The sequence below is a fragment of the Micromonospora sp. NPDC005291 genome (assembly GCF_040607415.1).
Lineage (GTDB): Bacteria > Actinomycetota > Actinomycetes > Mycobacteriales > Micromonosporaceae > Micromonospora.
Genome location: NZ_JBEXGR010000002.1, coordinates 1 through 26,338, shown reverse-complemented (window position 1 = coordinate 26,338; position 26,338 = coordinate 1). Strand labels below are relative to the sequence as shown.

Here is a 26,338-nt window from a genome sequence, read left to right as displayed (position 1 = left end):
GGTGCTGGCACAATGGCCGACCTGCCGAAGGGACCGGGAGTGACCATGACGACCAATGAGGACCGTGTCCAGCCGAACGAGACCACGGTGCCACTGCTGCCCTGCCCGGCGCCGGCGGAGACCCTGGCGTTCTGGCGGTCCCTCGGGTTCGAGGTGACCTACGAGCAACACAAGCCGTACGTGTATCTGGCCTTCAGATGGAGTGGGTTCCAGCTGCACTACGGCCCCGCACCGAAGGGCCTGGACCCGGCGAAGGAGACGTCCGGTGGCTGCCTGGTGATGGTCGACGCGGTCGCGCCCTACCACGCGGCGTTCACCGAGGCGATGCGCCGCACGTACGGCAAGGTGCTGGTCAAGGGTCTGCCCGGATGACCCGCTACCGTGCCGGGGCGTCGCGGTTCAGCATCGTCGACCCGTCGGGCAACACCATCACCTTCATCCGACGGGACGAACCGGAGAAGCTGGAGTACGGCGGGTCGACGGAGTTGCAGGGCCTCGCGCGGGTGCTCGACAACGCGCGGATCCTGCGCGAGTTCAAGACCGACGACCGGGCGGCCTACCGGGCGCTCGACTCGGGGATGCGCCGCCGCGAGGAGGACGCTCCGGTGGTCGAGCAGGCGATGGCGCTCGCCGCGCTGATCGAGCTGTCGGTCGCGTTGGAGAAGGTGGAGCGGGTGTCCGAGTGGGGCGCCCGCCTCCGGGCACTGTCCCTGACCGCGCAGGAGCGTACGCGGGTGGAGCAGTACGTCGCCGACCCCGCCGTCCTCACGCCGTGGCTGCCCGACGCGACCTGATCTCCCGACGACCGCGGGCCGCCGCCCGAACCGGGCGCGGTGTCGTTCGAGCGTTATGACTCTGAGTCATATTGATACCTCGGTGTCATAACGCTCGTTGCCGACCGTCGGTGCTCGCCTGACCGGCGGAACTTGTGCCCCGGCTCTGCCTCGCAGGCGACGCCTACGAGCGATCAGCTCGACTGAGTTCGGCCGGCCAGTCGCGCGCGCTGTCGATTACGTCGCAGGTAATGGCTCTGCCCCCGGCGCGGTCATTAGGGTCGGGGCGTGACGACCATGACCATGCCGGGGCGACCGGTCGGGGAGCTGCTGCGCGACTGGCGCCGAACTCGCGGCATGAGTCAACTCGACCTGTCGATCGAGGCGGGCGTGTCGGCCCGGCATCTGAGCTTCGTGGAGACCGGGCGATCTCGGCCGAGCCCGGAGTTGATTCTGCGGCTGGCGGAGCAGCTTGACATGCCCCTGGCTGAGCGCAACACGATGCTGCTGGCGGGCGGCTACGCCCCCGCCTATCCCCGCCACGAGCTGAACGACCCGGAGTTGGCTCCCGTACGTGCCGCCGTCCGGCAGATCCTCGATGGGCACAACCCGTACCCCGCAGTGCTCATCGACGAGCACTGGCACCTCGTCGAGGCCAACGCCGCCCTCGCGCTGTTCACCGCCGGTGTCGAGGCTCACCTACTGGCCCCACCGGTCAACGTACTGCGGCTCAGCCTGCACCCCGGCGGCATGGCCCCGCGAATCCTCAACCTGCCCGAGTGGCGCGCCCACCTGCTCAACCGACTGCGCCACCAGGCCGCGACGACCAACGACCCGGCGCTTTCCGCACTGCATGACGAGCTTCGCGGCTATCCCAGCGGCACCGACGTCGCGGCGCCGATCAGCGACGCCGTTTCGCGTGTCGTCGTCCCGCTCCGGTACCGCCACGGAGACCAGGAGCTGTCCTTCTTCAGCACCACCACCCTCTTCGGCACTCCGCTGGACGTCACCGTCTCCGGGCTGGCCGTCGAGGCCTTCTTTCCCGCGGGCCCGGTGACCACCGCGGCGCTCCACACCCTCGCCAAGGAGACAGCCGGACCGGGCTGAACTCTGCTGGCTCGCGTTTCGGAATGAACCGATCGGTCATATTTTCCGTGTTGCCGGTCAGGGTCACAAACCAGAACCACGGAGGCACGATGTCAACGGTTCGAACTGGTCCGGTCATCGGACTTATCGTGCAGATCGTCGTGCTGGCGGTGCTCGCGGGAACGGTCGGTCTGGGCACGGTGGGGTGGTTGGCGGGGCTGGCGTACGGGCTGGTCCTCTGCGTCCTGCTCAGCCGGGGGATGTCCCGGTCGGGTGCGCGTGGTCTGAGTCCAGCGGACCAGGTGACCCTGAGCCGCGCGATCCTCGTCGGCGGTGTGACGGCCCTGGCAGCGGAGTCGTTCGCCCGGCCGGCGCCGGCCGCGTTGATGGTCACCCTCACCGCCGTGGCGCTGGCCCTCGACGCGGTGGACGGGTACACGGCCCGACGCACCGGGACCACCAGCGAGCTTGGCGCGCGCTTCGACATGGAGATCGACTCTTTCCTGGTTCTGGTGCTCTGCCTCCACGTGGCACCCTCGGTGGGCGGCTGGGTGCTCGCGATCGGCGCGATGCGGTACGTCTTCGTCGCCGCGAGCTGGGTGTTGGGGTGGATGCGAGGATCTCTGCCGCCGCGCTACTGGCGTAAGGTCGTCGCGGCGATCCAGGGCGTGTTGCTGACCGTGGCGATGGGCGATGCGCTGCCCGGGCCGCTGACGACGGTCGTGCTGATGGTGTCCCTGGCGTTGCTGATCGAGTCGTTCGGGCGTGACGTCACCTGGCTGTGGGTGACCCGTCACCTCCGCCGCGCCTCCATCGTCGCGGACACCCCGGGCATGAGGGGTGCGTTGGTCCATCCGAGCGGTCAGGCGAGCCACAGCACCCAGTGCGCCGACTCTCCGCTGGGCGGGCTGGGCGCAGGAAAGACGGATGGGCTGCCCTGGCAGGCGCGCCCGACGGTCGCTGTGGCCCGAAGCGAAATCGCCCGGGTCTGAGCCGCGCGCGTGCCTTACTCACCAGCGATCATGGAAGGATGCCCGGGTTGTCGCTCTTGACGCGCGAGTACGTCAGCTGCCGAGCCAGGGACGGAGAGCGATGAGGAGCGAACTCTCGGGCGTTCCCGCCAACGATGGCACCGGAGTCGAGGGTCGGACGAAGCGCCCGATCTGGGCCTGGCTGACAACCGTCCTGGCCGCGCTGCTCGCGCTGCTCGTGCTCACCGCGCCGTACGACTTCGGCCAGCTCACCCCGGCGGGGTTCGTGCGGATCCCCTTGGAGGCGCTGCTGTTCGTTGCCCTCCTGGTCGCGCTGCCGCTCCGCGGGAGTCGGCTGGTCGCGACGGTCGCCGGCGTGGCCCTCGGCCTGCTCGGCATGCTGAAACTGCTCGATCTGGGGTTCTCCGCCTCCCTCAGTCGGGCGTTCGACCCGGTGCTCGACTGGGCGTTGCTCGATGACGCGTTCGCCTTCCTCAGCGAGTCGTACGGTCGGCCCGGCGCTGTCGGCGCGGCAATCGCCGTGGCGGTGGTGGCTGTCGGCCTGCCGATCCTGGTCATGCTCTCGGTACGGCGGCTGAGTCGGCTGGTGATCCGGCACCGCACCGGCACCACCCGGATCGTGGCGACGCTGGTGGTCGTCTGGGTCGTCTGCGCCGCGTTCAACGTGCGGGTGCTGCCGGGCGTACCGGTTGCCGATACGTCCGCGACCACCCTGGCCAACGGCCACGGATTCCAGGTGCGCCTGCGTCTCAACGACCGGAAGACGTTCTCCACCCTGGTCGACGCCGACAGGTTCCGCGACACTCCGGGCGACCAACTACTGACCGCGCTGCGCGGGAAGAACGTGGTCATCTCCTTCGTGGAGAGCTACGGCCGGGACGCCGTCGAGGATCCGGAGTTCGCCCCGCAGGTCGGCGCGGTCCTCGACAGCGGAACCAGCCGGCTGGGCGCGGCCGGTTTCGCCGCGCAGAGCGGCTTCCTCACCTCGCCGACGTTCGGCGGCGGCAGTTGGCTCGCCCACGCCACGCTGCTCTCCGGCCTCTGGATCGACAACGATCAGCGTCACCGCACCCTGCTGGCCAGCGACCGGATGACCCTCAACGGTGCCTTCCGGCGGGCCAACTGGCAGACCGTGGGCGTGATGCCCGCCGTCACCAGGGCGTGGCCGGAGGGCTCGTTCTTCGGCTACGACCGGTTCTACAACGCCAAGACGCTCGACTACCACGGCCCGAAGTTCAGCTTCGGCACCATGCCCGACCAGTACACCCTGTCGAGTTGGCAGGGCCTGGAGCAGGCGAAGCAGGACGGCAGACCAACGATGACGGAGCTCGCGCTGGTGTCGAGCCACGCGCCCTGGACGCCCGTTCCGCGGCTGATCGACTGGACCACCGTCGGCGACGGCGCGACCTTCCACGACGCCGCCGCCGGGGGCGGTGCGGCGGACGAGGGGCGGCGCACCACCGCCCAGATCCGGGCGGACTACCGGCACTCCATCGAGTACACGCTGGGCACGCTGATCTCCTACGTGGAGACCTACGGCGACGACGATCTCGTGTTCATCGTCCTCGGTGACCACCAGCCCGCCACGGTCGTCACCGGCGAGAACGCCAGCCACGACGTCCCGATCACGATCATCACCCGAGACCGGGCCGTGCTGGACCGGATCTCCGGGTGGGGCTGGCAGGACGGGCTCAAGCCTGGTCCCCAGGCCCCGGTCTGGCCGATGGACACCTTCCGGGACCGGTTCCTGACCGCCTTCGGGCCGTAATCCCGGCCCCGCTCGCGCCCCTCTCACGGACGGGAACAGATAGATGACGGATACCACCGGCACCAGGATCGCGGCGCTCAAGACCGATCCGGCCATGTCGCTCCTGCACCGGTCGTTGAACGTCTACTACGGCGACGCCGAGCGCGACGCGAGGATGGACGACTTCTACTCCCGGTTCGTCACGAGTGGGGATCTCGTCTTCGACATCGGCTCCCACGTGGGTGACCACATCGGCAGCTTCCGCCGCCTCGGAGCCCGGGTCGTCGCCGTGGAGCCGCAGCCGCTGTGCCTACGTGCGCTCCGTGCGATCTATGGCGGCGACGACCAGGTGACTCTGGTGCAAGCGGCGTGTGGCGCGGTCGCCGGGAGCGTCCGGTTCCACGTCAACTCGACCAACCCCACCGTGTCGACCGCCTCGTCCGACTTCGTGCAGGCGGCGAAGGGCGCGGGCGGGTGGGAGGGCGAGGTGTGGGATGCGGCCATCGAGGTCCCGGTGGTCACCGTCGACGCGCTGATCGACCGGTACGGCGTGCCGGCCTTCACCAAGATCGACGTGGAGGGTTTCGAGGACGAGGTGCTGGCCGGCCTGAGCCGCCCGCTGCCCGCCCTCTCCTTCGAGTTCACCACGATCGCGCGCCCGGTCGCCTACCGGTGTCTTGATCGCCTGGGCGCGCTCGGCTTCGACGGCTTCGACGTCGCGTTGGGCGACGACAAGTCGATGACGTTCCAGAGCTGGATACCCGCGAACGACATGGCAGCACACCTGCTCGCACTCCCGCACCAGGCGAATTCCGGCGATGTGTACTGCGTGTCCGGGAACGGGGTGGTCAGCAGCACCACCGCGTGACGATCGGTCGATCAGGCGCTGGCGGCGGGGTCGATCAGCGGGGCATGATCGTGGTTCGTCTCGACGGAGAGCCGAACCACGCGATCGGGCGGAAGAGGGTGACGCCGATGACCCCGACGCAACTTCGCGCGTACGTAGCCGTGGTCCGGCTGGGCTCCGTCAAGCAGGCCGCCGCGGAGCTTCAGGTCTCCGAGTCGGCGGTGTCGCTCCACATCGCACAGTTGCGCAAGGAGTTCGGCGACAAACTGTTCATCCGTACGGCGGCGGGACTCGCGTTCACCCCTGGCGGGCTTCGGCTGGCCAGTCGGGCGGCCGAGCTGCTGGGCCTGCAGGACCGCACGATGCTGGAGGTGAGCGCCGCGAAGCGTGGCCGCCGGTTGCTGCGGGTCGCCACGTCCAGTCTGTTCGCCGAGTTCGCCGCGCCGGGGCTGATCGAGTTGTTCGCGAAGCGGGCTGCTGACCTCGACGTCGAGTTGAGCGTGCGCAACCCGGGCTCGTTCGGGTCGCTGTTGCTGACCCGCGCCGCGGACATCGCGATCGGGCCGCAGCCGCCGGTCGTCGACCCCGCGATCGCCTGCCGGCCGGTGATGAACTACCGCCTCGTCCTCGTCGTCGGCCCTGATCACCCGTTCGCCGGTGTGCCGGCGTCCCCCGGGCAGCTGCGGGAACAGACCTGGCTGCTCGGGCCGTCGGCGACCTCCGAGCTTGGTGGGGTGCCGGCGATGCTGCGCCGCCTCGCCGTGCCCGACGACCGGCAGCAGATCTTCCAGAGCCACGCGGCGGCGCTGGGGGAGGCCAAGCGGGGCAAGGGCATCTCACCGGCGCTCGCGTTCACCGTCGCGCCGGACGTCCGCCAGGGCCACCTGGTGCAGGTGGCGGGGCCGCACGCGACGATGGAAGCGGTGTGGCATTCGCAGGTGCTCGCCAGCCCCGGCTCGATGTCGGCCGCCGACGAGCTGTGCCGCTTCTCGTCGACCCCGAGGGCGATTCAGGCGATGATGCGCGGCGCGGGCGTCAGCGTCGGCCACTTCCGGCCGTCGGTGCACGTGACGCTCTGGAGCTGACGGGCGACGACCAGCAGGTCCTGGAAGGTGCCGGCCGGCAGCATGCGGTCGCAGTAGGGGAGAGCGGCGGCCATGCCGCCGACCCGGGGCGCGAAGCCGGGTGCGCCGGCGCGGGGATTCAACCACACGATCCGGTACGCGCGGCGGCTCAACCGGGCCATCACCGCGGCCAGCCCGTCGGGCGGATCGCTGTCCCAGCCGTCCGAGCCGATCACCACCACCGCCCCGCGTACGACATCCGCGTGGTGGGAGGTGAGCAGTGCGCGCAGGTTCGTGGCAATCCGGGTGCCCCCGTACCGGTCGGTCACGGCGGCACTGGCCTGGGCGACCGCCTCGGCCGCCGACGTGTGTCGCAGCACCACGGTGAGCCGGGTCAGCGTCGTCGCGAACGCGAAGACCTCCGCGTCGGCGACCACCGCGAACGCCCGCATCAGATGCAGGTACGCGGTCGCCTGCGCCCGCATCGACTCACTGACGTCGCAGAGCAGCACGACCCGGCGTGGTCGCCTCACCGGCCGCTCGCGGACGACCTCGACGGGTTCCCAGCCGGTGCGGCGGGCCCGGGCGATGGTGGGTCGCAGCGCGATCCGGGGACCGGTCGGGCCGGCGGTGTGTCGCCGGGTGCGCCGGGTCGGCCAGCCGGCGACGGCCGCGCGCAGGGCGTCGCCGAGCTGCGTGACCTGCGCGGTATCGAGTTCGTCGAACGGGCGGTCGGCGAGCCCGGCGAGGGCGCTGGGACGCCGCTCGGGCAGCCGTAGTGCGGTGTCGTGTTCCGTCGCGTCGGCGACGGCTGGCGGCAGGGTGGCCCACGGCAGGCCGCCGCCCGAGCCCGCGCCGTCGGTGTCGGCGGGCACCCGGACGTACACGTCGTCGTGGCCCTCCGTCGGAGGCGCGGACCGCGACGGCCGGGGCAGTGGCGGGGGATCCGCGAAGATCGCCGCGAAGACGCGGTCGAACGCGGCGAGGTCGGTGTGCCGTCGGACCAGGCTGATCCGGGCGGTCCAGTAGAGCGTGGACATCGAGTCAGGTGCGCTGGCGGCGAGCGCACGGACGAAGTCGTCCACGTCGGTGAGCCCGGCCGGGACGCCAGCTCGTCGCAGCCGGTTGGCGAACGCCACCGCGAACGCGGCCCGGTCGACCCCGCGCAGCACGGCCGGGCTCACCGACGTGCGACCAGCCAGGCGATCACCGCACCGGCCGCGACAAGACCGACAACAAGGGGTACGACACGCTTGGTGATCGAGCCACCCGCGATGCTGAGCAGGTCGAGCGCCTCCGGCTCGGCGGTCGCCGTGGCCCGCGTGCCGGCGGCCGACGGCTCGACAGGGGACGGCTCCATCGGCGGCGACGCGACCGGCGGCGACGCGACCGGCGGCGACGCGACCGGCGGCGACGCGACCGGCGGCGACGCGACCGGCGGCGACGCGACCGGCGGTGACCCGGCGGCGGAGGGCTCGGCGGCTGGCGGCCCGGTCGGCGACGGCTCGGCGGGCGAGGGGGCGAGCGGCGGCGGCTCGACCGGGGAGGGTGCGACAGCGGTGGTGGTGGGCGTGGTCGCGACCGCCGCGGCGGACGCGGCCGGGGCGAGCCCCGGTTCGGGTTGCGCCGGGGACGTGACGGCATCGGACCCGGTCCGGGCGGCGGGCACTGGCGTAGCGGCCCCGACGGTGGCGGACGTCGGCTGGTCGGCCGCGATCTTGGCTTCCAGGTTGGCGACGAACTGGGCCAGCAACTTGCCCGAGACCTCCTTGATCATGCTGCTGCCGAACTGGGCCAGCTTGCCGGAGATCTTCAGGTCGGTGTCCACGGTGACCAGCGTCCGGTCGCCGTCCGGGCGCAGTCGGGCGGTGACCAGCGCGGACGCGTTCCCGGTGGACCGGGCGTCGCGGCCCTTCGCGTCGATCACCCCGTGGTAGGCCGTGTCGTCCTTCTCGACGAACCGGGCGGTGCCCGCGAACTCCGAGATGACCGGCCCGACCTTGACCTTCACCCGTCCCCGGTAGACGTCGCCGTCGACACCGGTCAACTGGGCGCCCGGCAGGCAGGGCGCGATTCCCTCCAGGTCGGTGAGCACCGCCCACGCCCGCTCGATCGGGACGGTGACCACGAACTCGTTGGTGATCTTCATGATTGACTCTCCTGGTAGGCGCCGAGCGCGGCGGCGACCACGGCGCGATCGTCGGGGGTCTTGGCGATGGTGCCGAGGGTCTGCGCGACGTTGTCGGCGGCCAGGTCGGCGGCGCCCAGCACCGCCAGCGCGCCGACCCAGTCGATGGTCTCCGCCATCCCGGGCGCCTTCTCCAACTCCCGGTCGCGTACGCCGCCGATGAACTGGACCGCGGTGCGGATCAGCGGCTCGGTGGCGCCCGGTACGGCCCGGCGGACGATCTCCACAGCGCGGGCCGGCTCGGGGAAGTCGATCCAGTGGTACAGGCAGCGGCGGCGTAAGGCGTCGTGCAGTTCCCGGCTGCGGTTGGAGGTGAGCACCACGACCGGCGGCGTGCGGGCGGTGAACGTGCCGAGTTCCGGGATCGTGATGCCGGCCTCACCGAGGAACTCGAACAGCAGCGCCTCGAACTCGTCGTCGGCCCGGTCGATCTCGTCGATCAGCAGCACCGGTGGGACCGGCCCCCGGTGGCGTACGGCCCGCAGGATCGGCCGTTCCTGGAGGAACTCGGCGCTGAACAGGTCGGCATCGGTGAGCCGGGCATGGTTCGCCTCGGCGAGCCGGATCGCCAGCAGTTGTCGCTGGTAGTTCCACTCGTAGAGCGCCTCACCCGCGGTCAGCCCCTCGTAGCACTGCAACCGGATCAGCGGCGTCTCCAGCGCGCGGGCCAACGCCTTCGCGGCAGCGGTCTTGCCGACACCCGGCTCGCCCTCCAGCAGCAGGGGCCGGCCGAGGCGCAACGCCAGGAACAGGGCCATCGCCATGCCGTCGTCGACCAGGTAGTCGACGGCGTCGAGGCGGTGCCGCACGGTCAGGGCGTCCTTCATGCCTCGCCCGCCAACAGGCGCTCGTAGTCCGCCCGGGTGTCCACGTCGATCGGCACCGGCCCGTCGACGGGCACCTCGGTCACCGGGTGGCGACCGGAGTGCAGCAGCTTCCACACGGCCTTGTCGCCGTGCAGGTCGTACAGCTCGGGAAGGACCGCGCGGCCGAAGCGGAACGGATGGCCGAGCCCGTCGGCGTACCGGCACACGGCCAGGGGAGTGGTCGCCGCGGCGACCCGGCGGACGTCCTCGGCGCGGACGCCGGGCTGATCGCCGAGGAGCAGCACGAGCGCGTCGGCGCGTGGGTCCACCGCCCGCGCGGCCGTGCTGACCGACGACCCGCAGCCGCTGCTGAACGCCGAGTTCTCCACGACCTGACAGCCGGTCAGGTCCACCCGGCCGCGGATCTCGCCCGCAGCGCCGCCCAGGGCGACGAGCAGTTGGTCGAAGTCGCACGAGCGGGCCAGGTCGAGGGTGGCGTCGAGCAGCGTCCGCCCCCGGTACGGGAGCAGCTGCTTCGCCTCGCCAAGCCGCACCGACGCGCCCGCGGCGAGCACCAGGCCGGTCAGGAACACGGGCTACGCCGCCGTGTAGGTCGCGAGGCAGCCGGCGCAGCAGAACCAGAGGTCCTGCCCGTCGACTCGGGCGTGCGGGGTCTCCGAGCCGACCAGCACGGTCATTCCGCACACCGGGTCGACAGCCTGCTGGGGCCGGGCGACCGGCGCGTCCGAGGACGGGGTCAGCCCGTCCACCCGGATCGCCCGGACCATCTCGGACATGATCGACAGGGCGATCTCCGGTGGCGTCTGCGCGCCGATGTCCAACCCGGCCGGTGAGTGGACGCGGGCCCGTTCGGCGTCGGTCAGGCCGAGCTCGTCGAGCAGAGCCGCGCCGCGTTTGCCACTGGCGACGAGCGCGATGAACCCCACGCCGGCGTCCAGCGCGGCCCGGATCGCCTCCTGCTCGCCCTTGCCGAGCCCGGCCACCACGACCGCCGTGCAGCCGGTGCAGTCGTCGGCCGTGACGACGTCGAAGTCGAGGAACGCGGCGAGGGTCGCCACCGCGGCGCTGATCGGCGTGTTGCCGACCACCCGCAGCGCCGGCGCCGGCAACACCGGTCGAAGGAAGACCTCGATCGCGCCGCCGGAGTGGCAGGGGTTGACCACCACCCGCGCCCCCGGTGTCTCCGGGAACGGGGCTGCGCCGTCCGGCAGCACCCGCAGCAGCAGCGCGGTGCCGTCGCGCAGGGTGTCGAGTGCTGCCGCCCGCACCGAACTCTCGGCGCACACCCCACCGACGAAGCCCTCGATCGAGCCGTCCGACCGGATCACCGCGGCGTCACCCGGCCGGGCCGACGTCGGGTCCTGTGCGCGGACCACGGTGGCGTGGACGAACGGCTCCCGGGTGTCGGTCAGCTCCCGGGCGCGCTCCGCGATGGTGGTCATCCTCGGCTCCCTCAGATCGGCGGCCGGGCCTGGCCGCGCATCGCGTCCCAGACCCGCGACGGCGTCAGCGGCATGTCGGCGTGGCGTACGCCGAAGGGCTTCAGGGCGTCCACGACTGCGTTGACGATCGCGGGCGGCGACCCCACCGTCGCGGACTCACCCACGCCCTTCGCGCCGATCGGGTGGTGCGGTGACGGCGTCACGGTGAAGCCGGTCTCCCAGTCGGGCACCTCGAGCGACGTCGGGATCAGGTAGTCCATGAGGGACGCCCCGAGGCAGTTGCCGTCCTCGTCGAATGCGATCATCTCCATCAGGGCCATGCCGACCCCGTCGGTCAACCCGCCGTGCACCTGCCCCTCGATGATCATCGGGTTGATCCGGGTGCCGCAGTCGTCGACCGCGATGAACCGTCGTACCGTCACCTGAGCCGTGCCGGGATCGATGTCCACCACACAGATGTACGCGCCGTGCGGGTACGTCAGGTTCGACGGGTTGTAGCAGATCTGCGCCTCCAGCCCACCCTCGATGCCCTCGGGCAGGTCACCCGCCCCGTGCGCGCGCAGGGCGATGTCCTGGATGGTGACGGACCTTCCCGGGTCACCCGTGACGTGGAACGCGCCCTTCTCCCACTCCAGGTCGGCCACCGACACCTCGAGCATCCCCGAGGCGATGATCCGGGCCTTGTCGCGGACCTTGCGGGCCACCAGGGCCGCCGCCGCGCCCGACACGGGCGTCGAACGGCTGCCGTACGTGCCGAGGCCGAACGGGGTGTTGTCGGTGTCGCCGTGCAGCACCTCGATGTCCGCCGGCGGAATCCCGATCTCCTCGGCGACGATCTGCGCGAACGTCGTCTCGTGCCCCTGACCCTGCGACTGCACGCTGAGGCGTACCACGGCCTTTCCGGTCGGGTGGACGCGCAGCTCGCAGCCGTCGGCCATGCCCAGCCCGAGAATGTCCATGTCCTTGCGAGGGCCGGCGCCGACGGCCTCGGTGAAGAACGCGATGCCGATGCCCATCAGCTCGCCCCGGGCCCGCTTCTCGGCCTGCTCGCGGCGCAACTCGTCGTAGCCGGCCATCTCCATCGCCAGCCGCATCGTCGGCTCGTAGTTGCCCGAGTCGTACACCCAGCCGGTCTTCGTCGTGTACGGGAACTGCTCCGGCTGGATGAAGTTCTTCAACCGCAGCTCGGCCGGGTCCATGCCGAGCTCGTCGGCGAGGCAGTCGACGATCCGCTCGACCAGGTAGACCGCCTCGGTGATGCGGAACGAGCAGGCGTACGCGACACCGCCGGGCGCCTTGTTGGTGTAGACCGCCGTCATCGAGCAGTACGCGGCCTCGATGTCGTAGCTGCCGGTGAAGACCCCGAAGAAGCCGGCCGGGTACTTCACCGGGGCGGCGGTGCCGTTGAACGCGCCGTGGTCGGCCAGCACGTTGGTGCGGATACCGAGGATCCGGCCGTCGCGGGTCGCGGCGATCTCCCCGCGCATGATGTAGTCGCGGGCGAAGCCGGTGCTGATCAGGTTCTCTGAGCGGTCCTCCATCCACTTCACCGGCTTGCCGGTGACGATCGAGGCGACGATCGCGCAGACGTACCCGGGGTAGATCGGCACCTTGTTGCCGAACCCGCCACCGATGTCCGGCGCGATCACCTGGATCTTGTGCTCGGGCAGGCCCGCCACGATGGCGTAGAGGGTGCGGTGCGCGTGCGGCGCCTGGGTCGTCGACCAGAGCCGCAGCTTGCCGTCGACGGCGTCGTAGTCGGCGACCGCCCCGCAGGTCTCCATGGGCGCCGGGTGCACCCGGGGATAGACGAGATCCTGGCTGACCACGACGTCGGCGCGGGCGAAGACCGCCTCGGTGGCCGCCTTGTCGCCGGTTTCCCAGTCGAAGCAGTGGTTGTTGGTCTTACCGTCAAGGTCGTCGCGGATCAGCGGGGCGCCCGCTTCCAGCGCACGACGCGCGTCGATCACCGGGTCGAGGACGTCGTACTCGACCTCGATCAGCTCCAACGCGTCGCGCGCCGCGTACCGGTCCTCGGCGACGACGAACGCCACCTCCTGGCCCTGGAAGCGCACCTTGTCGGTGGCGAGCACGGCCTGCACGTCGTTGGAGAGGGTCGGCATCCAGGCCAGGTTCTGCTGCGCCAGCATCGCCCCGGTCACCACCGCCTTCACCCCGGGCGACGCCTCGGCGGCACTCGTGTCGATGCTGACGATCCGGGCGTGCGCCACCGGGGACCGGAGGATCGCGAGGTGCAGCATGCCGGGCAGTTGGACGTCGTCGACGTACCGGCCGCGACCACGGAGGAACCTCGGGTCCTCCTTGCGCAGCATCCGGCCGTACCCGACGGGCTTCTGGTCGTTGTCGTGGAACGTGTCCACGCGCTCGTGCACGGTGGTCATGCGACGGCCCCCGCGGTCTGGCCGGCGTCGGCGATCTCGCCGGCCTCGGGCGATTCGGTGGTCTCGGCGACCTGGGCCGCGGCCTGCGCCTCGGCCACGGCGGCCCAGCGGACCGAGCGGACGATGGTGGCGTAGCCCGTGCACCGGCAGATCTGACCCGAGATCGCCTCCCGGATCTCCGTTTCGCTCGGATCGGGGTTGCGGTCGAGCAGCGCTCGCGCGGTCATCATCATCCCGGGCGTGCAGAAGCCGCACTGCAGACCGTGGCACTGCATGAAGCCCTGCTGGATCGGGTCCAGCTCGGCACCCTTGGCGAGGCCCTCGACGGTACGCACCTGGTGGCCGCCGGCCATCGCCGCGAGCACGGTGCACGACTTCACCGGCTCGCCGTCCAGCCAGACCACGCAGGTGCCGCAGTTGCTGGTGTCGCAGCCCCAGTGGGTGCCGGTCAGGCTCAGCACGTCCCGCAGGAAGTGCACCAGCAGCAGCCGGGCCTCGATCTCCCGGGTGACCTCGACGTCGTTGACGGTCATGGTGACCTGCATGCTCAGCTCCTCGCCCGTTCGACGGCCCGGCGCAGGGTCCGCCTGGTCAGCTCGGCGGCCAGATGCCGCTTGTAGTCCGCACTGCCGCGCTGGTCGGTCACCGGGTCGCAGCTGCGCGCCGCGATCGCCCCGGCCTGCTCGTAGAGGCTCTCCGAGGGCTCCTGCCCGCGTAGCGCCGCCGAGATCTCCGGAATGCCCGTCGTGTTGGGGCCGACCGCCGCGAGCCCGACCCGGGCGTCGACGATCGCGCCGCCGTCGAGCCACACCGCCGCGCCGGCCGACACCACGGCCCAGTCGCCGGCCCGGCGCTCGACCTTGGCGTACGCGCTGCCGCAGCCCGGCCGCACCGGCAGCCGGATCTCGACGAGGATCTCGTCGTCCGCGACGGCCGTCTCGTACGGCCCGACGTGGAACTCCTCCATCGACACGACCCGCTCGGCGCCGCCCGGACCACGGATCACGCACCGCGCGTCCAGCGTCGTGCAGACCGCCGAGAGGTCCTCGGACGGGTCGGCCTGGCAGAGCGAGCCGCCCAGGGTGCCCCGGTTACGCACCACCGGATCGGCGATCACCCGTTCGGCGTCGGCGAAGATGGGGAACGCCGCCGCCAGCACGGCGGATTCGAGCAGCTCCCGATGCCGGGTGAGCGCTCCGATGCGTACCTCGTCCGGGCCGGTCTCGATGTAGCCCAGCTCGGCGTGCAGGTCGTTGATGTCGATCAGGTAGTCGAAGTTGGCCAGCCGCAGCTTCATCATCGGCAGCAGGCTGTGCCCGCCGGCGATCAGGCGCGCCGTACCGCCCAGCCGCTCCAACAGGCCGATCGCATGGTCCACACTGGTGGCTCGCTCGTACTCGAACGGTGCCGGCACCTGCATGTCGCACCTCCCGCAGTCCGGCAAAATCTCTGCCCGGCGGTGGCCAAAGTCAACGGCGACCTAAGCAACTGCTTAGGTCGCCGTTGACGGTGCCGCCAGGGCTCCCGGATCGTGCGGCCATGCGGGACATCGTCGACGGGCTGACGGGCTGGCGCACCAACGGCGTCGCGTTCGCCGTCGCGACCGTCGTACGGACCTGGCAGTCGGCGCCCCGGCAGGCGGGCGCGGCGATGGCCGTCTCGGTGCACGGCGAGGTCCTCGGCAGCATCTCGGGCGGCTGCGTCGAAGGTGCCGTCTATGAGCTGTGCCGGACCGCGCTGGAGACCGGAACGGCCCACACCCAGACCTTCGGGGTCAGCGACGACGACGCGTTCGACATCGGCCTGACCTGCGGTGGCACGATCCAGATCCTGGTCCAACCGAGTGTCGCGATGACCGAGCCCGACGAGGTGCTCGCCGCGATCCGGGACGGCCGCCCGGTTGCCACCGCATCGGTCGAGAACGCCCAACTGGTGATCTGGCCCGACCGGGTCGCGGGCAGCCTCGGCGCACCCGACCTGGACGACGCGGCGGCCCGGCAGGCGGCCGGGATGCTCGCCCTCGGCGTCACCGGCATGATCCACCTGGGCCGGCAGGGGGAGCAGCGCGGCGATGACGTGGCCGTGTTCGTCCAGTCGTACGTGCCGCCGCCCCGAATGATCATTTTCGGTGCGATCGACTTCGCCGCCGCGATGGCCCGGATGGGCAGGTTCCTCGGCTACCACGTGACGGTCTGCGACGCCCGCCCGGTGTTCGCCACCCGCGCGCGTTTCCCGGACGCCGACGACCTCGTCGTCCAGTGGCCGCACGCGTACCTGGAGTCGACGACCGTCGACGACCGCACGGTGCTCTGCGTCCTGACCCACGACCCCAAGTTCGACGTGCCGCTGCTCCAGGTCGCCCTCGGCACACCCGCCCGCTACATCGGCGCGATGGGCAGCCGCCGCGCACACGACGACCGGATGCGCCGGCTGCGCGAGGCGGGTGTGGAGGAGAGTGCGCTGGCCCGGCTCTCCTCGCCGATCGGGCTGGACCTGGGCGCGCGAACACCGGAGGAGACGGCCGTGGCGATCGCCGCCGAGATCACCGCCCAGGCCTGGGGCGGCTCGGGTCGCCCGCTCAGCGAGCTGGAGACCCCGATCCACCACGTCTGAGCGGCGGCTGATTCGCCGGGGCGCAGCTCGGCCCCCGTCGATCATGGAGCTGTGGTGCCCGATTTGGAGCTCTAGCGGCTACTTCGTCACCCACCACAACTGCATGATCGGCGAGGCAGGGCAGTTCGAGCTAGATCATGCGCAGGACCAGCGCCGCGGAAACCGCCAGCTCACGATGGAGCACCTGGTCCCGGGGGACGAACACCATTGCCTGCCCCTCCCCGAGGACCACGTCCTCCTGCCGAGCCGTGGTGGTGCCACGGAACACGTGGACGGTCACGGTGTGGGGAAACCCGGGTTCGTGCGGACGGGGGCCGTTCCACAGTGGGTGCAGGTCACCCGCTGTCAGACCCGTCTCCTCCAACAGTTCGCGGCGGGCCGCCTCCTCCGGCGACTCGCCGGGCTCAATGTGGCCACCCGGCAAACTCCACTGACCAGGCGAGGCGGCCGCATCCTCGTCGCGGTGCTGAAGCAGCACCGCGCCCGATGGATCGACGAGCAGCACGAGAGCGACGTCATAGGTGGCCACCACGAGACCGTGCCATGTCGCCATGAGCTTGTCGACGGCGGTCCCTCGCCGCGCGCCGGATCGCGTAGCCTGCGCGGATGGACCTCGATGATCTTCCGCTGGCCGAGTTCGCGTTTCCGGGACCGCTGCGGGACAGTCTCGTGGCCGCGATCCTCTCCGGCACCAAGACTTCGACGTCCGCCCTGCTGGTCGGATACGAGCGCGCTGGCGACCCGCTGCCCGAGGTGGGCGAACGATCCGCCGTGGTGGACTCCGATGGTCGGCGGGTCGCGGTGATCGAGCTGACCGAGGTGCGGGTGTTACGGCTCGCCGACGTCGACCTGCAACACGCCCTGGACGAGGGCGAGCGGGACGAGTCGGTGGCGCAGTGGCGGGCGGGGCACGAGACGTTCTGGCACAGCGCGGAGGTGCGCGCCGAGCTGGGTGATCCAGGGTTCACGGCCGACGACGACACCATGGTGGTCACCGAGCGCTTCCGGTTGGTGCATGTCGTCTGAGGAGCCCTGCCCGCGGCTGCGTCTGCCGATCCGACGGAACGGGGCACCGATCGTGATCGGGGGCCCGCGTGGTCGCTACCCCTGCCTGCTGCTCACGCCCGACGCAGTGCGGAGCGGCCTGCGAAGCGCGCCGAGTCGCCCAACTCCTCCTCGATCCGGATCAGTTGGTTGTACTTCGCCGTGCGGTCGGAGCGGGAGAGCGAGCCGGTCTTGATCTGACCGCAGCCGGTCGCCACCGCCAGATCCGCGATGGTGGTGTCCTCCGTCTCGCCCGAGCGGTGCGACATGACAACCGTCCAGCCCGCCTGGTGAGCCATGGTCACCGCGGCCAGCGCCTCGGTCAGGGTCCCGATCTGATTGACCTTGACCAGGACCGAGTTGCCGACGCCGGTGCGGATGCCCTCGCGCAGCAGCGCCGCGTTGGTGCAGAACACGTCGTCGCCGGTGAGCTGACAGCGCTCGCCGACGCGGGCGGTCAGCTCGCGCCAGCCGTCCAGGTCGTTCTCCGCCATCGGGTCCTCGATGGAGACGATCGGGTAGGCGTCGATGAGCTTGGCCAGGTAGTCGGCTTGCTCCGACGGGGTGCGGCGCACTCCCTCGCCCGCGTAGTCGTACACCCCGTCGCGGAAGAACTCCGACGACGCCGGGTCCATGACCAGGCCGAAGTCCGTGCCGGCGCGGTAGCCGGTGCGCTCGATGGCGGCCATCACGAAGTCGAGCGCCTCCTCAGCGGTACGCAGCGCGGGCGCGAAGCCACCCTCGTCGCCGACGCCCGTGGAATGCCCGGCGGCCAGCAGATCGCGGCGCAGGGTGTGGAAGACCTCGCTGCCCATGCGGACGGCTTCGGCGAAGGTGTCCGCGCCCACGGGCGCGATCATGAACTCCTGGAAGTCCAGCGGGTTGTCGGCGTGGGCGCCGCCGTTGACGATGTTCATCATCGGCAGCGGCAGGAGGTGGGCGTCGGCGCCGCCGAGGTAGCGGTAGAGGGGCTGGTGGTGGGCTGCAGCGGAGGCCTTGGCGGCGGCGAGGGAGACGCCGAGGATCGCGTTGGCGCCGAGCCGAGACTTCGTGGCGGTGCCGTCGAGGGCGACCAACGCGGCGTCGAGACCCGCCTGGTCCGCCGCGTCCCGGCCGCGCACGGACGCCGCGATCTCCCCGTTGACGTGGGCCACCGCGCGGTCGACGCCCTTGCCGTGCCAGCGTGCGGAGTCTCCGTCGCGCAGTTCCACGGCCTCCCGGGCACCGGTGGAGGCGCCGGAGGGGACAGCCGCGCGCCCCAGGGACCCATCCGTCAGGACGACGTCGACCTCGACCGTGGGGTTGCCCCGGCTGTCGATGATCTGGCGGGCGGTGACGGTCTCGATGGCGGCGTTGACGGTTGCGACTGTCTGTGCGGACATGGGAGTTCCTTACCGTTGTCGTGCCGTGGCCCCGGCTGCGACAGCGGTGGCGCTGAGCCCGACAGCGGCAAACCCTACAGCAATGCTGTTCAGTGTTGCTGCGCAGGTTAGCTGCACAGCTTTGCTGACCGACGGTGTAAAGTGCCCTATGCCCACCCCGGAAGCCGCCGCCATCGCCGCTGAACTGCGCACCGCGATGGGCAAGCTGACCCGACGCGTCAAACACGAGGACCACATCCCGCTGGGCCAAGTTGCCGTTCTCGGTGCGCTCGACCGCGACGGCGCCATGACCACCAGCGACCTCGCCGCCGATCAGCGCGTACGCCCCCAGTCGATGGCGCGGGCGGTGGGGCTGCTCATCGACCAGAACCTGATCACGCGCCGGGCGCACCCCACGGACCGCCGAAAGTCACTGGTCGATCTGTCGGACGCGGGCCGGGCCGCGCTCGAAGCGGAGCGCGGCCGCCGGGCCGGTTGGCTCGCGCAGGCCATCGAGGCCGAACTCACGGATGAGGAGCGGGCGTTACTGGCACGCAGCGCCGCCCTGTTGGAGCGACTCGCCACACGCTAGTGACAGTCGGCCGCTGGACCAGGAGCCCACGGGGAGTTGGCCGGGTCGGCCAACAAGGTATGGAGTGCCAGTAGCTCGGATCGGGCTCACGCCGGGGCGGTCCGATGTGGAGTCAATCGGCGCCGCGAACCGTGGGTTGCCGCCCGCCGTCACGGCTTCCCGGATCTCCGTACGGCCTGCTCGTCCTCGTCCGTACGCGGGCGGTCGCCGTGTCCCGGCAGGAAGTCGCGTTCGACGACACCGTCCGACGAGGTGTCAGCGGTGAAACGTACAGAATCCATGACCCTGCCCGCGCCTGCCTCTGCCGATCCGTCACGCCGACGGGTCCCTCCGTCGTCAAAGGATCACTATGCTCGGCGCGTGATCCCCCCAGCACTCGAGATCCGCGGCCTGGTGAAGACCTTCGGGACGCATCGTGCGGTGAACCAGATCGATCTGACCGTTCGCTCCGGCACGTTCCATGGCATCGTCGGACCCAACGGTGCCGGCAAGTCCACCACCATCGGAATGGCCGTCGGACTGGTCACCCCGGACGCCGGGAAGATCCGGATCCTCGGCCACGACGCGCTGCGCGACCGCGGCCTGACCCGCACGCTGACCGGCGTGCTGCCCGACGGCCTCGACTTCCCGGAGCGACTCACCGGGGCCGAGCTGCTGCGCTACAGCGCTGGCCTGCGCGGGCTGCACCGCGTCGCGGCCGCCGAACGGGCCGCCGAGCTGATCGAGGTGCTCGGCCTGGCCAAGGGCGCTGGCACCCCACTCGCCGACTGCTCCACCGGCACCCGCAAGAAGCTGGGCCTCGCCCAGGCGCTGCTGCACGCGCCCCGGCTGCTCGTGCTCGATGAGCCGTTCGAGGCGGTCGACCCCGTCTCCGCGGCCACCATCCGGCGGGTGCTGCGCCGATTCGTGGCCGGCGGCGGCACCTGCGTGCTGTCCACCCACTCGATGCTGCTGGTCGAGCAGATGTGCGACGAGGTGACCGTGATCCATCAGGGTCGGGTGGTCGCCGCCGGGCCGGTCGCCGAGGTCGCCGCCGGCAGCAACCTTGAGGACCGGTTCGTCGAGCTGGTCGGCGCCGACGCCTCCGGCGACGCCGGCCTGGACTGGCTGACCGGGCCCCGATGAGCGCCGATTCCGTCGCCCCCGGCCCGCTGGCCGGCACCCTTGGCAAGATGGCAGTGCCGGCCCGGATGCGCACGGCCATGCTGCGTCGCTCGCTGCGCGAGCATCCTGGACCCGCGGTGGCCGGCCTGGTCGGTCTGCTCGCCGCCGCCTGGCTGATCCGGTACGCACTCCAGGGCGACCAGCACACTCTCGCCCTGCTGGCCGGGGCGTGGGTTCTCGGCTGGATCGTGTTGCCGCTGCTGCTCGGCGGTGGGCGTGGCCGGGTCCGTCCAGCCCACCTGCGGTTGGAGCCGATCGGCGGTGCCCCGGCCGCGATCGGTCTGCTCGCCGCGTCGGCGATCGGCATCGGTCCCGCCGTGTCGCTGGTGGCGCTCGCTGCGCTGCCGGTGCACGCCGCTCGCTACGGCCCCCCTGCGGTCCTCGTCACCGCCTTCGGCGCGGTGCTGCTCTGGCTGCTCGGGCTGATCGGCTCGGCGATCGCGCTGGAGGTCGTCGGCCACGCCGGCGGGCCGGCTGGTGCGCTGCTCACCGGCATCTTCACCGGGACGGCGATGGGTGTCGCGGGGTCGCTCTGGGCGGTCTTCCCCTGGGTGTCGGTCCTGCTGGTCGGGGCGCCGGACGAGGTGGTCCGGGTAATGGGGTACGTGCCGAGCAGTTGGCCAATCTCGGCCGTGGTCGGGGCACCCGAGGAAGGGGCGCGGATGATGGCGGCCCTGGCGGGCATCGTCGTGCTCTGCGCCGTCGCGTACATCATGCTCGTTCGAAGGGTGATCACCGCGGGCGTACCGTTCCGGCCGCGCGGCACCACCGCAGTCCCGTTCGTCGGCGCCCCTGACAGCGAGCCGGCGGCGTTGCGCCCGGCCACGGCGGCCGGGAATGGGAGTGAGCAGCGCGGGTGGCTGGGATGGCTGCCGGCCGCGACGCGGGCGGTCGCGGTCCGTGAGTTGCGTGCCTGGATGCGGCATCCGCTGCGGATGCAGTATCTGGCGTTCGCGGTGGTGTATGGCGCGCTGCTCGCCGGACTGCCACTGTTGTCCGACGTGGATCTGCTGCTGCCGTGGGCCGGGCCGCTCGCCGTGCTCGGCGCGGCGGCGATGTCGGCCGGGCTGGTCGGGCTCGACGGCACCGCGCTGTGGCTGCCGCTCACCACGCCCGGCGGTGAACGTGCCGAGGTCCGTGGGCGGGCCTTGGCGTGGCTGGCGCTGGTCACCCCCATTGGGGTGCTGCTCACCGTCGCCGGCGTCCTCCTCGCGCCTGATGTCGACGCGCTGGCCGCACTTTCCACCCTGCCGGCTCTGCTCGGCGCGGGCGCAGCGGTGCCGGTGTGGGTGTCGCTGCTGCGGGTGCGCCCGGTAGCCGACCCGCGGCATCCCACCTCGGCCGACAACCCGACCGACATCGTCAGCGTCCTGGTCGCCACCGCCGGTGGGCTGCTCGCCGCGGCGCCGGTACTCGCGCTGATCATCTGGGGCCCGCCCGGGGTGGCTCCGCTGCTGCCGCTGGTCGGCGTGCTGTCGGGTGCTGCGGCCCTGTGGGGTGGCCTCTTGCTGGCCGACGACCGCCTCAGCCGGCGTGGAACCGAGGTGCTCGCGGCGGCCGGGCAGCGCAGCCGACCCGCGGAGACGGTGATCCCGCTGAAGTGGGATGCCCAGTGGTATCGGGACAACAAGGCGACGGCGTGGGCGCTGGGGTTGCTGACGGTGGGATGGATCCCGGTGATCCCGCAAGGGGTGATGGTGCTGGCGTTCGGGATCGACGGTGGGTGGATCGTGGCGGGTCACCTGGAAGGGGGCGCACGCACCGCCGTGGGGTTGGGAATGGTCACGCTGGGCGTTGCGATGCTGCTCACCGGCCTGGTGTTGTGGGATCGCCGACCGCAGCCAGGCGGCTCTCCCAGCGCCTGATCCGCCTCCGGCCAAAACGATCACCGCCAGCTCCAGCCGAGTTGACCGTCGCGGGGCATCCCCGCCGACCGCGTACACCATGCCTTCCCTGGTCTGCTTGAAAAGCCGGGGGAGGCATGGCTCTTGTGATCCTGCTGCGACCGGGCCGGCACCTCGTCTAATGTCAGGCTGTTCGCATTTGGTGGAATTGGCCGGAAAGGTGCGGCGATGGGGGTGCGCAGCTGGATCGAGGGCTGGCCGGTCTATCGCCAGCTCACCGGCACGGACCCGCTCGGCCGGGGTGCCGCCGCCAAGTCCGATGGATCCCGGGCGCTCACCGCCCGCACCGAAACCGCCGACTCGGTGGCCCGGTCCGTCTGCCCGTACTGCGCCGTTGGTTGCGGTCAGCGGGTGTTCGTCAAGGACGGGCAGGTCAGTCAGATCGAGGGCGACCCGGACAGCCCGATCTCGCGGGGTCGACTCTGCCCGAAGGGCGCGGCGAGCAAGAGCCTGGTGACCAGCCCGCTGCGCCAGACGAAGGTCCGCTACCGCCGGCCGTACGGCACCGAGTGGGAGGACCTCGACCTCGACACGGCGCTGAACATGATCGCCGATCGGGTCCTGGCCGCCCGGGACGAGACCTGGGAGGACGTCGACGACGAGGGTCGACCGCTCAACCGGACGCTGGGCATCTCCAGTCTGGGTGGGGCGACGCTGGACAACGAGGAGAACTACCTCATCAAGAAGTTGTTCACCGCGATGGGGGCGCTCCAGATCGAGAACCAGGCCCGTATTTGACACTCCTCCACCGTCCCCGGTCTGGGGACCAGCTTCGGCCGTGGCGGCGCCACCCAGTACCAGCAGGACCTGTCGAACTCCGACATGATCGTCATTCAGGGTTCGAACATGGCCGAGGCGCACCCGGTGGGCTTCCAGTGGGTCATGGAGGCCAAGCGCCGCGGCGCGAAGGTCTTCCACGTCGACCCGCGGTTCACCCGGACCAGCGCGGTGGCGGACGCGTACCTGCCGATCCGGGCGGGCACCGACATCGCCCTGCTCGGTGGCGTGATCCGCTACATCCTGGAGAACGAGCTCGACTTCCGGGAGTACGTGGTCTCCTACACCAACGCCGCGACGATCGTGACCGAGGAGTTCGTCGACGCCGATGACCTGCACGGGCTCTTCTCCGGCTTCAAGAACGAGAACGCCTCCTACGACCAGGCCAGCTGGCGGTACGCGGGCAACGGGCAGAACGAGGCGACCCGCGACACCGAGACGCAGCGGGAGACCGCAGCCGGGCTGGAGCACGAGTCGCACGGCGCTCCGGTCAACGGCGACACCGAACGCGACGAGACGCTGCAGCACCCGCGCTGCGTCTACCAGATCCTCAAGCGGCACTACGCTCGCTATACGCCGGAAATGGTGGAGCGGGTCTGCGGTATCCCGCAGGACCGGTTCCTGGAGCTGGCCCAGGCGTGGGCGCAGAACTCCGGCCGGGAGCGGACCAGCATGCTCGTCTACTCGGTGGGCTGGACGCAGCACAGCGTCGGCGTGCAGTACATCCGCACCGGCGCGATCATCCAGCTGTTGCTCGGCAACATGGGCCGCCCGGGTGGCGGGGTCATGGCGCTGCGCGGGCACGCCAGCATCCAGGGCTCCACGGACATTCCGACGCTGTTCAACCTGCTGCCCGGCTACCTGCCGATGCCCCACCACGCCGACCACCCGAGCTTTGACGAGTGGGTGGACAGCATTCGGAACCCCGGGCAGAAGGGCTACTGGGGTAACGCTCGCGCGTACGCCGTCAACCTGCTCAAGGCGTACTGGGGCGATGCCGCCACCGCCGACAACGACTACTGCTACGGCTACATGCCGCGGATGACCGGCGACCACGGCACCTACCAGCAGGTGCTGAACATGATCGACGGGAAGATCAAGGGGTACTTCCTGCTGGGGCAGAACCCGGCGGTCGGGTCGGCGCACGGTCGGGCGCAGCGGCTCGGCATGGCCAACCTCGACTGGTTGGTCGTCCGGGACCTGTTCGAGATCGAAAGCGCGACCTTCTGGCAGAGTGCGCCCGAGATCGAAACCGGCGAGATCGTGCCGGAGGAGTGCCGCACGGAGGTGTTCTTCCTGCCCGCCGCCTCCCACGTGGAGAAGGAGGGCACCTTCACCCAGACCCAACGCCTGTTGCAGTGGCGGGAGAAGGCCGTCGAGCCGCCAGGCGACGCCCGCTCCGAGCTCTGGTTCTTCTACCATCTCGGTCGCGTCGTCCGGGAACGGTTGGCGACGTCGACCAAGCCCCGCGACCGTGCGCTGCTCGACCTGGCTTGGGACTATCCGACGCACGGCGCGACCGTCGAGCCAAGCGCCGAGGCGGTGCTGCGTGAGATCAACGGGTACGACGTGGCGACCGGGCGGCCACTGTCGTCCTTCACCGAGATGAAGGACGACGGCTCCACCGTCTGCGGGTGCTGGATCTACAGCGGCGTGTACGCCGACGGCGTCAACCAGGCAGCCCGGCGCAAACCCGCCAGCGAGCAGTCCCTGGTCGCCCTGGAGTGGGGCTGGGCGTGGCCGGCGAACCGACGCATCCTCTACAACCGTGCCTCCGCCGACCCGGACGGCAACCCGTGGAGTGAGCGCAAGCGCTACGTCTGGTGGGACCCGGACAAGGGCGAGTGGACCGGCTACGACGTGCCCGACTTCGAGAAGACCAAGCCGCCTTCCTACCGACCGGCCCACGACGCCTCGGGTGTGGCGGGCATTTCCGGCGACGACCCGTTCATCCTTCAGGGCGACGGCAAGGGCTGGCTGTACGCGCCCACCGGCGTGCTCGACGGGCCGATGCCCACCCACTACGAGCCCGTGGAATCGCCGGTGCGCAACCCGCTCTACCGCCAGCAGTCCAACCCGACCCGCAAGGTCTACACGCACCCGATCAACACGCTCAACCCGAGCCCACCGGAGCCGTACAGCCAGGTTTTCCCGTACATCTTCACGGTCAGCCGGCTCACCGAGCACCACACCGCCGGCGCGATGAGCCGTAACGTGTCGCCGCTGGCCGAGTTGCAACCGGAGATGTTCGTCGAGGTGTCGCCGGAGTTGGCGACCGAACGCGGGCTCAACCACCTGGGCTGGGCGCACATGATCACCGCCCGCGCGGCCATCGAGGCGCGGGTGCTGGTGACCGACCGGCTCACCCCGTTGCGCGTGGACGGCCGGATCATCCACCAGCTCTGGCTGCCGTACCACTTCGGCCCGGAAGGTCTGGTGACCGGTGACTCGGCCAACGACCTGTTCGGAATCAGCCTCGACCCGAACGTCCTGATCCAGGAGAGCAAGGTCGGCACCTGCGACATCCGATCCGGGCGGCGACCCAGAGGACGCGAACTGCTCGACCTCCTCGTCGACTACCGACGGCGGTCCGGGGATCTCAGCCCGCACTATCCACCGCAGGTCACGACCGACGACCCCGACAGCGGCCGCGACCAGGAGGTCTGACCGATGGCGCATGCCAACGCCCTGTACGGGCCGCTCGACCCGGCACCCGACGCCGGTTACGTGGACGCGCCGCCACGGATGGGGTTCTTCACCGACACCAGCGTCTGCATCGGGTGCAAGGCGTGTGAGGTCGCGTGCAAGGAGTGGAACGGCGTCCCGGAGAGCGGGCTGGACCTGCTCGGCATGTCGTACGACAACACCGGGGCGCTGACCGCGAACTCGTGGCGGCACGTCGCGTTCGTGGAGCAGGCCCGTCCTTCCGGCTGGTCCACACCCGCGTTCGAGGAGAACCCGGACGGGCCGGCGGTCAGCCCGGCGACGGCGGCGGTCGGCGCGCGTACCCGCACCGACACCGGAACGGACCCCGGCCTGCCGCCCGGCTCGCCGGCAGCGGCGGCCCGGATGTCGGGCGGGCCGGAGTTCCTCGGGATGCCGGGTGCGCGGCCGCCGGGTCGGGGCACCGGCGCGGAGGGGCGCACTGATTTCCGTTGGTTGATGATGTCGGATGTGTGCAAGCACTGCACCCACGCGGCGTGTCTGGATGTCTGTCCGACGGGTTCGCTGTTCCGGACGGAGTTCGGGACGGTGGTGGTGCAGGAGGACATCTGCAACGGGTGCGGCTACTGCATTTCGGCGTGTCCCTATGGGGTGATTGATCAGCGTAAGGATGATGGTCGGGCGTGGAAGTGCACGCTCTGCTATGACCGGCTCGGTGTGGGGATGACTCCGGCGTGTGCGCAGGCGTGTCCGACCGAGTCGATTCAGTACGGGGCTCTGGATGAGTTGCGGGAGCGGGCCGCAGTGCGGGTGGCTACTCTGCATGAGCGGGGAGTGCCCGAGGCGCGGTT

24 protein-coding genes and 1 pseudogene are annotated in these 26,338 nt (G+C 70.9%); 14 read left to right on the top strand and 11 right to left on the bottom strand.

Annotated elements, in window-relative coordinates; all coding sequences use genetic code 11:
- The first annotated feature begins 45 nt into the window (after positions 1 to 45).
- The 7 genes and pseudogenes from ABZT18_RS02440 to ABZT18_RS02410 all read left to right on the top strand — a co-directional run bounded on the left by ABZT18_RS02440 (position 46) and on the right by ABZT18_RS02410 (position 6,530).
- Positions 46 to 372, top strand: coding sequence for a hypothetical protein (locus ABZT18_RS02440; RefSeq protein ID WP_354991990.1), 327 nt, complete (start codon positions 46 to 48; stop codon positions 370 to 372).
- On the top strand, positions 369 to 794 hold the full coding sequence (locus ABZT18_RS02435; protein ID WP_354991989.1) for a hypothetical protein: 426 nt from the start codon (positions 369 to 371) through the stop codon (positions 792 to 794). Before ABZT18_RS02440 ends, ABZT18_RS02435 begins: the two co-directional genes overlap by 4 nt.
- Positions 795 to 1,070: 276 nt before the next feature.
- The gene (locus ABZT18_RS02430; protein WP_354992501.1) at positions 1,071 to 1,880 is read left to right on the top strand and encodes a helix-turn-helix transcriptional regulator; all 810 of its coding nucleotides are present in this window, start codon (positions 1,071 to 1,073) and stop codon (positions 1,878 to 1,880) included.
- An 89-nt stretch (positions 1,881 to 1,969) separates the two neighbouring features.
- Positions 1,970 to 2,644 (top strand): annotated as a pseudogene (locus ABZT18_RS02425) (CDP-alcohol phosphatidyltransferase family protein); the annotation flags it as partial.
- 307 nt (positions 2,645 to 2,951) lie between these two features.
- Complete coding sequence (locus ABZT18_RS02420) at positions 2,952 to 4,619, top strand: sulfatase-like hydrolase/transferase (RefSeq protein ID WP_354991988.1); 1,668 nt, start codon at positions 2,952 to 2,954, stop codon at positions 4,617 to 4,619.
- Between the two features lie 43 nt (positions 4,620 to 4,662).
- Entirely contained in the window at positions 4,663 to 5,466 is an 804-nt protein-coding gene (locus tag ABZT18_RS02415) for an FkbM family methyltransferase (RefSeq protein WP_354991987.1), read from the top strand.
- Between the two features lie 107 nt (positions 5,467 to 5,573).
- A complete protein-coding gene (locus ABZT18_RS02410) occupies positions 5,574 to 6,530 on the top strand; it encodes a LysR family transcriptional regulator (RefSeq protein WP_354991986.1) in 957 nt (318 codons plus the stop codon).
- Here the strand turns inward: ABZT18_RS02410 and ABZT18_RS02405 are convergent.
- The 8 genes from ABZT18_RS02405 to ABZT18_RS02370 are packed head-to-tail and all read right to left on the bottom strand — an operon-like array spanning position 6,455 to position 14,788.
- A complete protein-coding gene (locus ABZT18_RS02405; RefSeq protein WP_354991985.1) occupies positions 6,455 to 7,693 on the bottom strand; it encodes a VWA domain-containing protein in 1,239 nt (412 codons plus the stop codon). The genes ABZT18_RS02410 and ABZT18_RS02405 overlap by 76 nt on opposite strands.
- The gene (locus ABZT18_RS02400; protein ID WP_355250214.1) at positions 7,690 to 8,658 is read right to left on the bottom strand and encodes an SRPBCC domain-containing protein; all 969 of its coding nucleotides are present in this window, start codon (positions 8,656 to 8,658) and stop codon (positions 7,690 to 7,692) included. The genes ABZT18_RS02405 and ABZT18_RS02400 overlap by 4 nt, the downstream gene beginning before the upstream one ends.
- Positions 8,655 to 9,524 (bottom strand): MoxR family ATPase, encoded by an 870-nt coding sequence (locus ABZT18_RS02395; protein WP_354991983.1) that lies wholly within the window; start codon positions 9,522 to 9,524, stop codon positions 8,655 to 8,657. Before ABZT18_RS02395 ends, ABZT18_RS02400 begins: the two co-directional genes overlap by 4 nt.
- Positions 9,521 to 10,096 carry a nucleotidyltransferase family protein gene (locus ABZT18_RS02390; RefSeq protein WP_354991982.1) on the bottom strand — a complete coding sequence of 192 codons (576 nt, stop codon included), beginning with the start codon at positions 10,094 to 10,096 and terminating at the stop codon, positions 9,521 to 9,523. The genes ABZT18_RS02395 and ABZT18_RS02390 overlap by 4 nt, the downstream gene beginning before the upstream one ends.
- A 3-nt stretch (positions 10,097 to 10,099) precedes the next feature.
- On the bottom strand, positions 10,100 to 10,966 hold the full coding sequence (locus tag ABZT18_RS02385; protein ID WP_354991981.1) for an XdhC family protein: 867 nt from the start codon (positions 10,964 to 10,966) through the stop codon (positions 10,100 to 10,102).
- 11 nt (positions 10,967 to 10,977) lie between these two features.
- A complete protein-coding gene (locus ABZT18_RS02380) occupies positions 10,978 to 13,368 on the bottom strand; it encodes an aerobic carbon-monoxide dehydrogenase large subunit (protein WP_354991980.1) in 2,391 nt (796 codons plus the stop codon).
- Entirely contained in the window at positions 13,365 to 13,913 is a 549-nt protein-coding gene (locus tag ABZT18_RS02375) for a (2Fe-2S)-binding protein (protein ID WP_354991979.1), read from the bottom strand. Before ABZT18_RS02375 ends, ABZT18_RS02380 begins: the two co-directional genes overlap by 4 nt.
- A 2-nt stretch (positions 13,914 to 13,915) precedes the next feature.
- Positions 13,916 to 14,788: a xanthine dehydrogenase family protein subunit M gene (locus ABZT18_RS02370; RefSeq protein WP_354991978.1), complete on the bottom strand. Its 873-nt coding sequence runs from the start codon at positions 14,786 to 14,788 to the stop codon at positions 13,916 to 13,918.
- A 119-nt stretch (positions 14,789 to 14,907) separates the two neighbouring features.
- Between ABZT18_RS02370 and ABZT18_RS02365 the strand changes: the two genes are divergently transcribed.
- Complete coding sequence (locus tag ABZT18_RS02365; protein ID WP_354991977.1) at positions 14,908 to 15,981, top strand: XdhC/CoxI family protein; 1,074 nt, start codon at positions 14,908 to 14,910, stop codon at positions 15,979 to 15,981.
- Positions 15,982 to 16,111: 130 nt separating this feature from the next.
- On the opposite strand, the gene ABZT18_RS02360 is transcribed toward ABZT18_RS02365, so the two are convergent.
- A complete protein-coding gene (locus ABZT18_RS02360) occupies positions 16,112 to 16,510 on the bottom strand; it encodes an NUDIX domain-containing protein (protein ID WP_354991976.1) in 399 nt (132 codons plus the stop codon).
- A gap of 77 nt (positions 16,511 to 16,587) precedes the next feature.
- Between ABZT18_RS02360 and ABZT18_RS02355 the strand changes: the two genes are divergently transcribed.
- Complete coding sequence (locus tag ABZT18_RS02355; RefSeq protein WP_354991975.1) at positions 16,588 to 17,007, top strand: ASCH domain-containing protein; 420 nt, start codon at positions 16,588 to 16,590, stop codon at positions 17,005 to 17,007.
- A gap of 92 nt (positions 17,008 to 17,099) precedes the next feature.
- On the opposite strand, the gene eno is transcribed toward ABZT18_RS02355, so the two are convergent.
- Entirely contained in the window at positions 17,100 to 18,407 is a 1,308-nt protein-coding gene (eno, locus tag ABZT18_RS02350; protein WP_354991974.1) for a phosphopyruvate hydratase, read from the bottom strand.
- Between the two features lie 82 nt (positions 18,408 to 18,489).
- Between eno and ABZT18_RS02345 the strand changes: the two genes are divergently transcribed.
- Positions 18,490 to 18,978, top strand: a complete 489-nt coding sequence (locus ABZT18_RS02345; RefSeq protein WP_354991973.1) for a MarR family transcriptional regulator — start codon at positions 18,490 to 18,492, stop codon at positions 18,976 to 18,978.
- A 149-nt stretch (positions 18,979 to 19,127) separates the two neighbouring features.
- On the opposite strand, the gene ABZT18_RS02340 is transcribed toward ABZT18_RS02345, so the two are convergent.
- Positions 19,128 to 19,259, bottom strand: a complete 132-nt coding sequence (locus tag ABZT18_RS02340; protein ID WP_354991972.1) for a hypothetical protein — start codon at positions 19,257 to 19,259, stop codon at positions 19,128 to 19,130.
- A gap of 79 nt (positions 19,260 to 19,338) precedes the next feature.
- Here ABZT18_RS02340 and ABZT18_RS02335 point away from each other — a divergent pair, with 79 nt between their 5' ends.
- From ABZT18_RS02335 to ABZT18_RS02320, 4 genes are all read left to right on the top strand, one after another.
- Positions 19,339 to 20,103, top strand: a complete 765-nt coding sequence (locus tag ABZT18_RS02335; RefSeq protein WP_354991971.1) for an ABC transporter ATP-binding protein — start codon at positions 19,339 to 19,341, stop codon at positions 20,101 to 20,103.
- Entirely contained in the window at positions 20,100 to 22,007 is a 1,908-nt protein-coding gene (locus tag ABZT18_RS02330; RefSeq protein ID WP_354991970.1) for a hypothetical protein, read from the top strand. The genes ABZT18_RS02335 and ABZT18_RS02330 overlap by 4 nt, the downstream gene beginning before the upstream one ends.
- A gap of 207 nt (positions 22,008 to 22,214) precedes the next feature.
- Positions 22,215 to 25,490 (top strand): formate dehydrogenase, encoded by a 3,276-nt coding sequence (gene fdh / locus ABZT18_RS02325; RefSeq protein ID WP_354991969.1) that lies wholly within the window; start codon positions 22,215 to 22,217, stop codon positions 25,488 to 25,490.
- 3 nt (positions 25,491 to 25,493) lie between these two features.
- On the top strand, positions 25,494 to 26,338 hold an 845-nt coding region (locus ABZT18_RS02320; protein ID WP_355250211.1), incomplete at its 3' end, for a 4Fe-4S dicluster domain-containing protein.

Excerpts from the sequence above, each read along its gene's own strand:
- ABZT18_RS02385 (WP_354991981.1), bottom strand. The coding sequence starts at position 10,966 with ATGACCACCATCGCGGAGCGCGCCCGGGAGCTGACCGACACCCGGGAG.
- ABZT18_RS02410 (WP_354991986.1), top strand. The coding sequence starts at position 5,574 with ATGACCCCGACGCAACTTCGCGCGTACGTAGCCGTGGTCCGGCTGGGC.
- ABZT18_RS02370 (WP_354991978.1), bottom strand. The coding sequence starts at position 14,788 with ATGCAGGTGCCGGCACCGTTCGAGTACGAGCGAGCCACCAGTGTGGAC.
- ABZT18_RS02340 (WP_354991972.1), bottom strand. The coding sequence starts at position 19,259 with ATGGATTCTGTACGTTTCACCGCTGACACCTCGTCGGACGGTGTCGTC.
- ABZT18_RS02380 (WP_354991980.1), bottom strand. The coding sequence starts at position 13,368 with ATGACCACCGTGCACGAGCGCGTGGACACGTTCCACGACAACGACCAG.
- ABZT18_RS02395 (WP_354991983.1), bottom strand. The coding sequence starts at position 9,524 with ATGAAGGACGCCCTGACCGTGCGGCACCGCCTCGACGCCGTCGACTAC.
- ABZT18_RS02330 (WP_354991970.1), top strand. The coding sequence starts at position 20,100 with ATGAGCGCCGATTCCGTCGCCCCCGGCCCGCTGGCCGGCACCCTTGGC.
- ABZT18_RS02375 (WP_354991979.1), bottom strand. The coding sequence starts at position 13,913 with ATGCAGGTCACCATGACCGTCAACGACGTCGAGGTCACCCGGGAGATC.
- ABZT18_RS02345 (WP_354991973.1), top strand. The coding sequence starts at position 18,490 with ATGCTGTTCAGTGTTGCTGCGCAGGTTAGCTGCACAGCTTTGCTGACC.
- ABZT18_RS02430 (WP_354992501.1), top strand. The coding sequence starts at position 1,071 with ATGACCATGCCGGGGCGACCGGTCGGGGAGCTGCTGCGCGACTGGCGC.
- eno (WP_354991974.1), bottom strand. The coding sequence starts at position 18,407 with ATGTCCGCACAGACAGTCGCAACCGTCAACGCCGCCATCGAGACCGTC.
- ABZT18_RS02420 (WP_354991988.1), top strand. The coding sequence starts at position 2,952 with ATGAGGAGCGAACTCTCGGGCGTTCCCGCCAACGATGGCACCGGAGTC.
- ABZT18_RS02400 (WP_355250214.1), bottom strand. The coding sequence starts at position 8,658 with ATGAAGATCACCAACGAGTTCGTGGTCACCGTCCCGATCGAGCGGGCG.
- ABZT18_RS02435 (WP_354991989.1), top strand. The coding sequence starts at position 369 with ATGACCCGCTACCGTGCCGGGGCGTCGCGGTTCAGCATCGTCGACCCG.
- ABZT18_RS02355 (WP_354991975.1), top strand. The coding sequence starts at position 16,588 with ATGGACCTCGATGATCTTCCGCTGGCCGAGTTCGCGTTTCCGGGACCG.
- ABZT18_RS02365 (WP_354991977.1), top strand. The coding sequence starts at position 14,908 with ATGCGGGACATCGTCGACGGGCTGACGGGCTGGCGCACCAACGGCGTC.
- ABZT18_RS02415 (WP_354991987.1), top strand. The coding sequence starts at position 4,663 with ATGACGGATACCACCGGCACCAGGATCGCGGCGCTCAAGACCGATCCG.
- ABZT18_RS02440 (WP_354991990.1), top strand. The coding sequence starts at position 46 with ATGACGACCAATGAGGACCGTGTCCAGCCGAACGAGACCACGGTGCCA.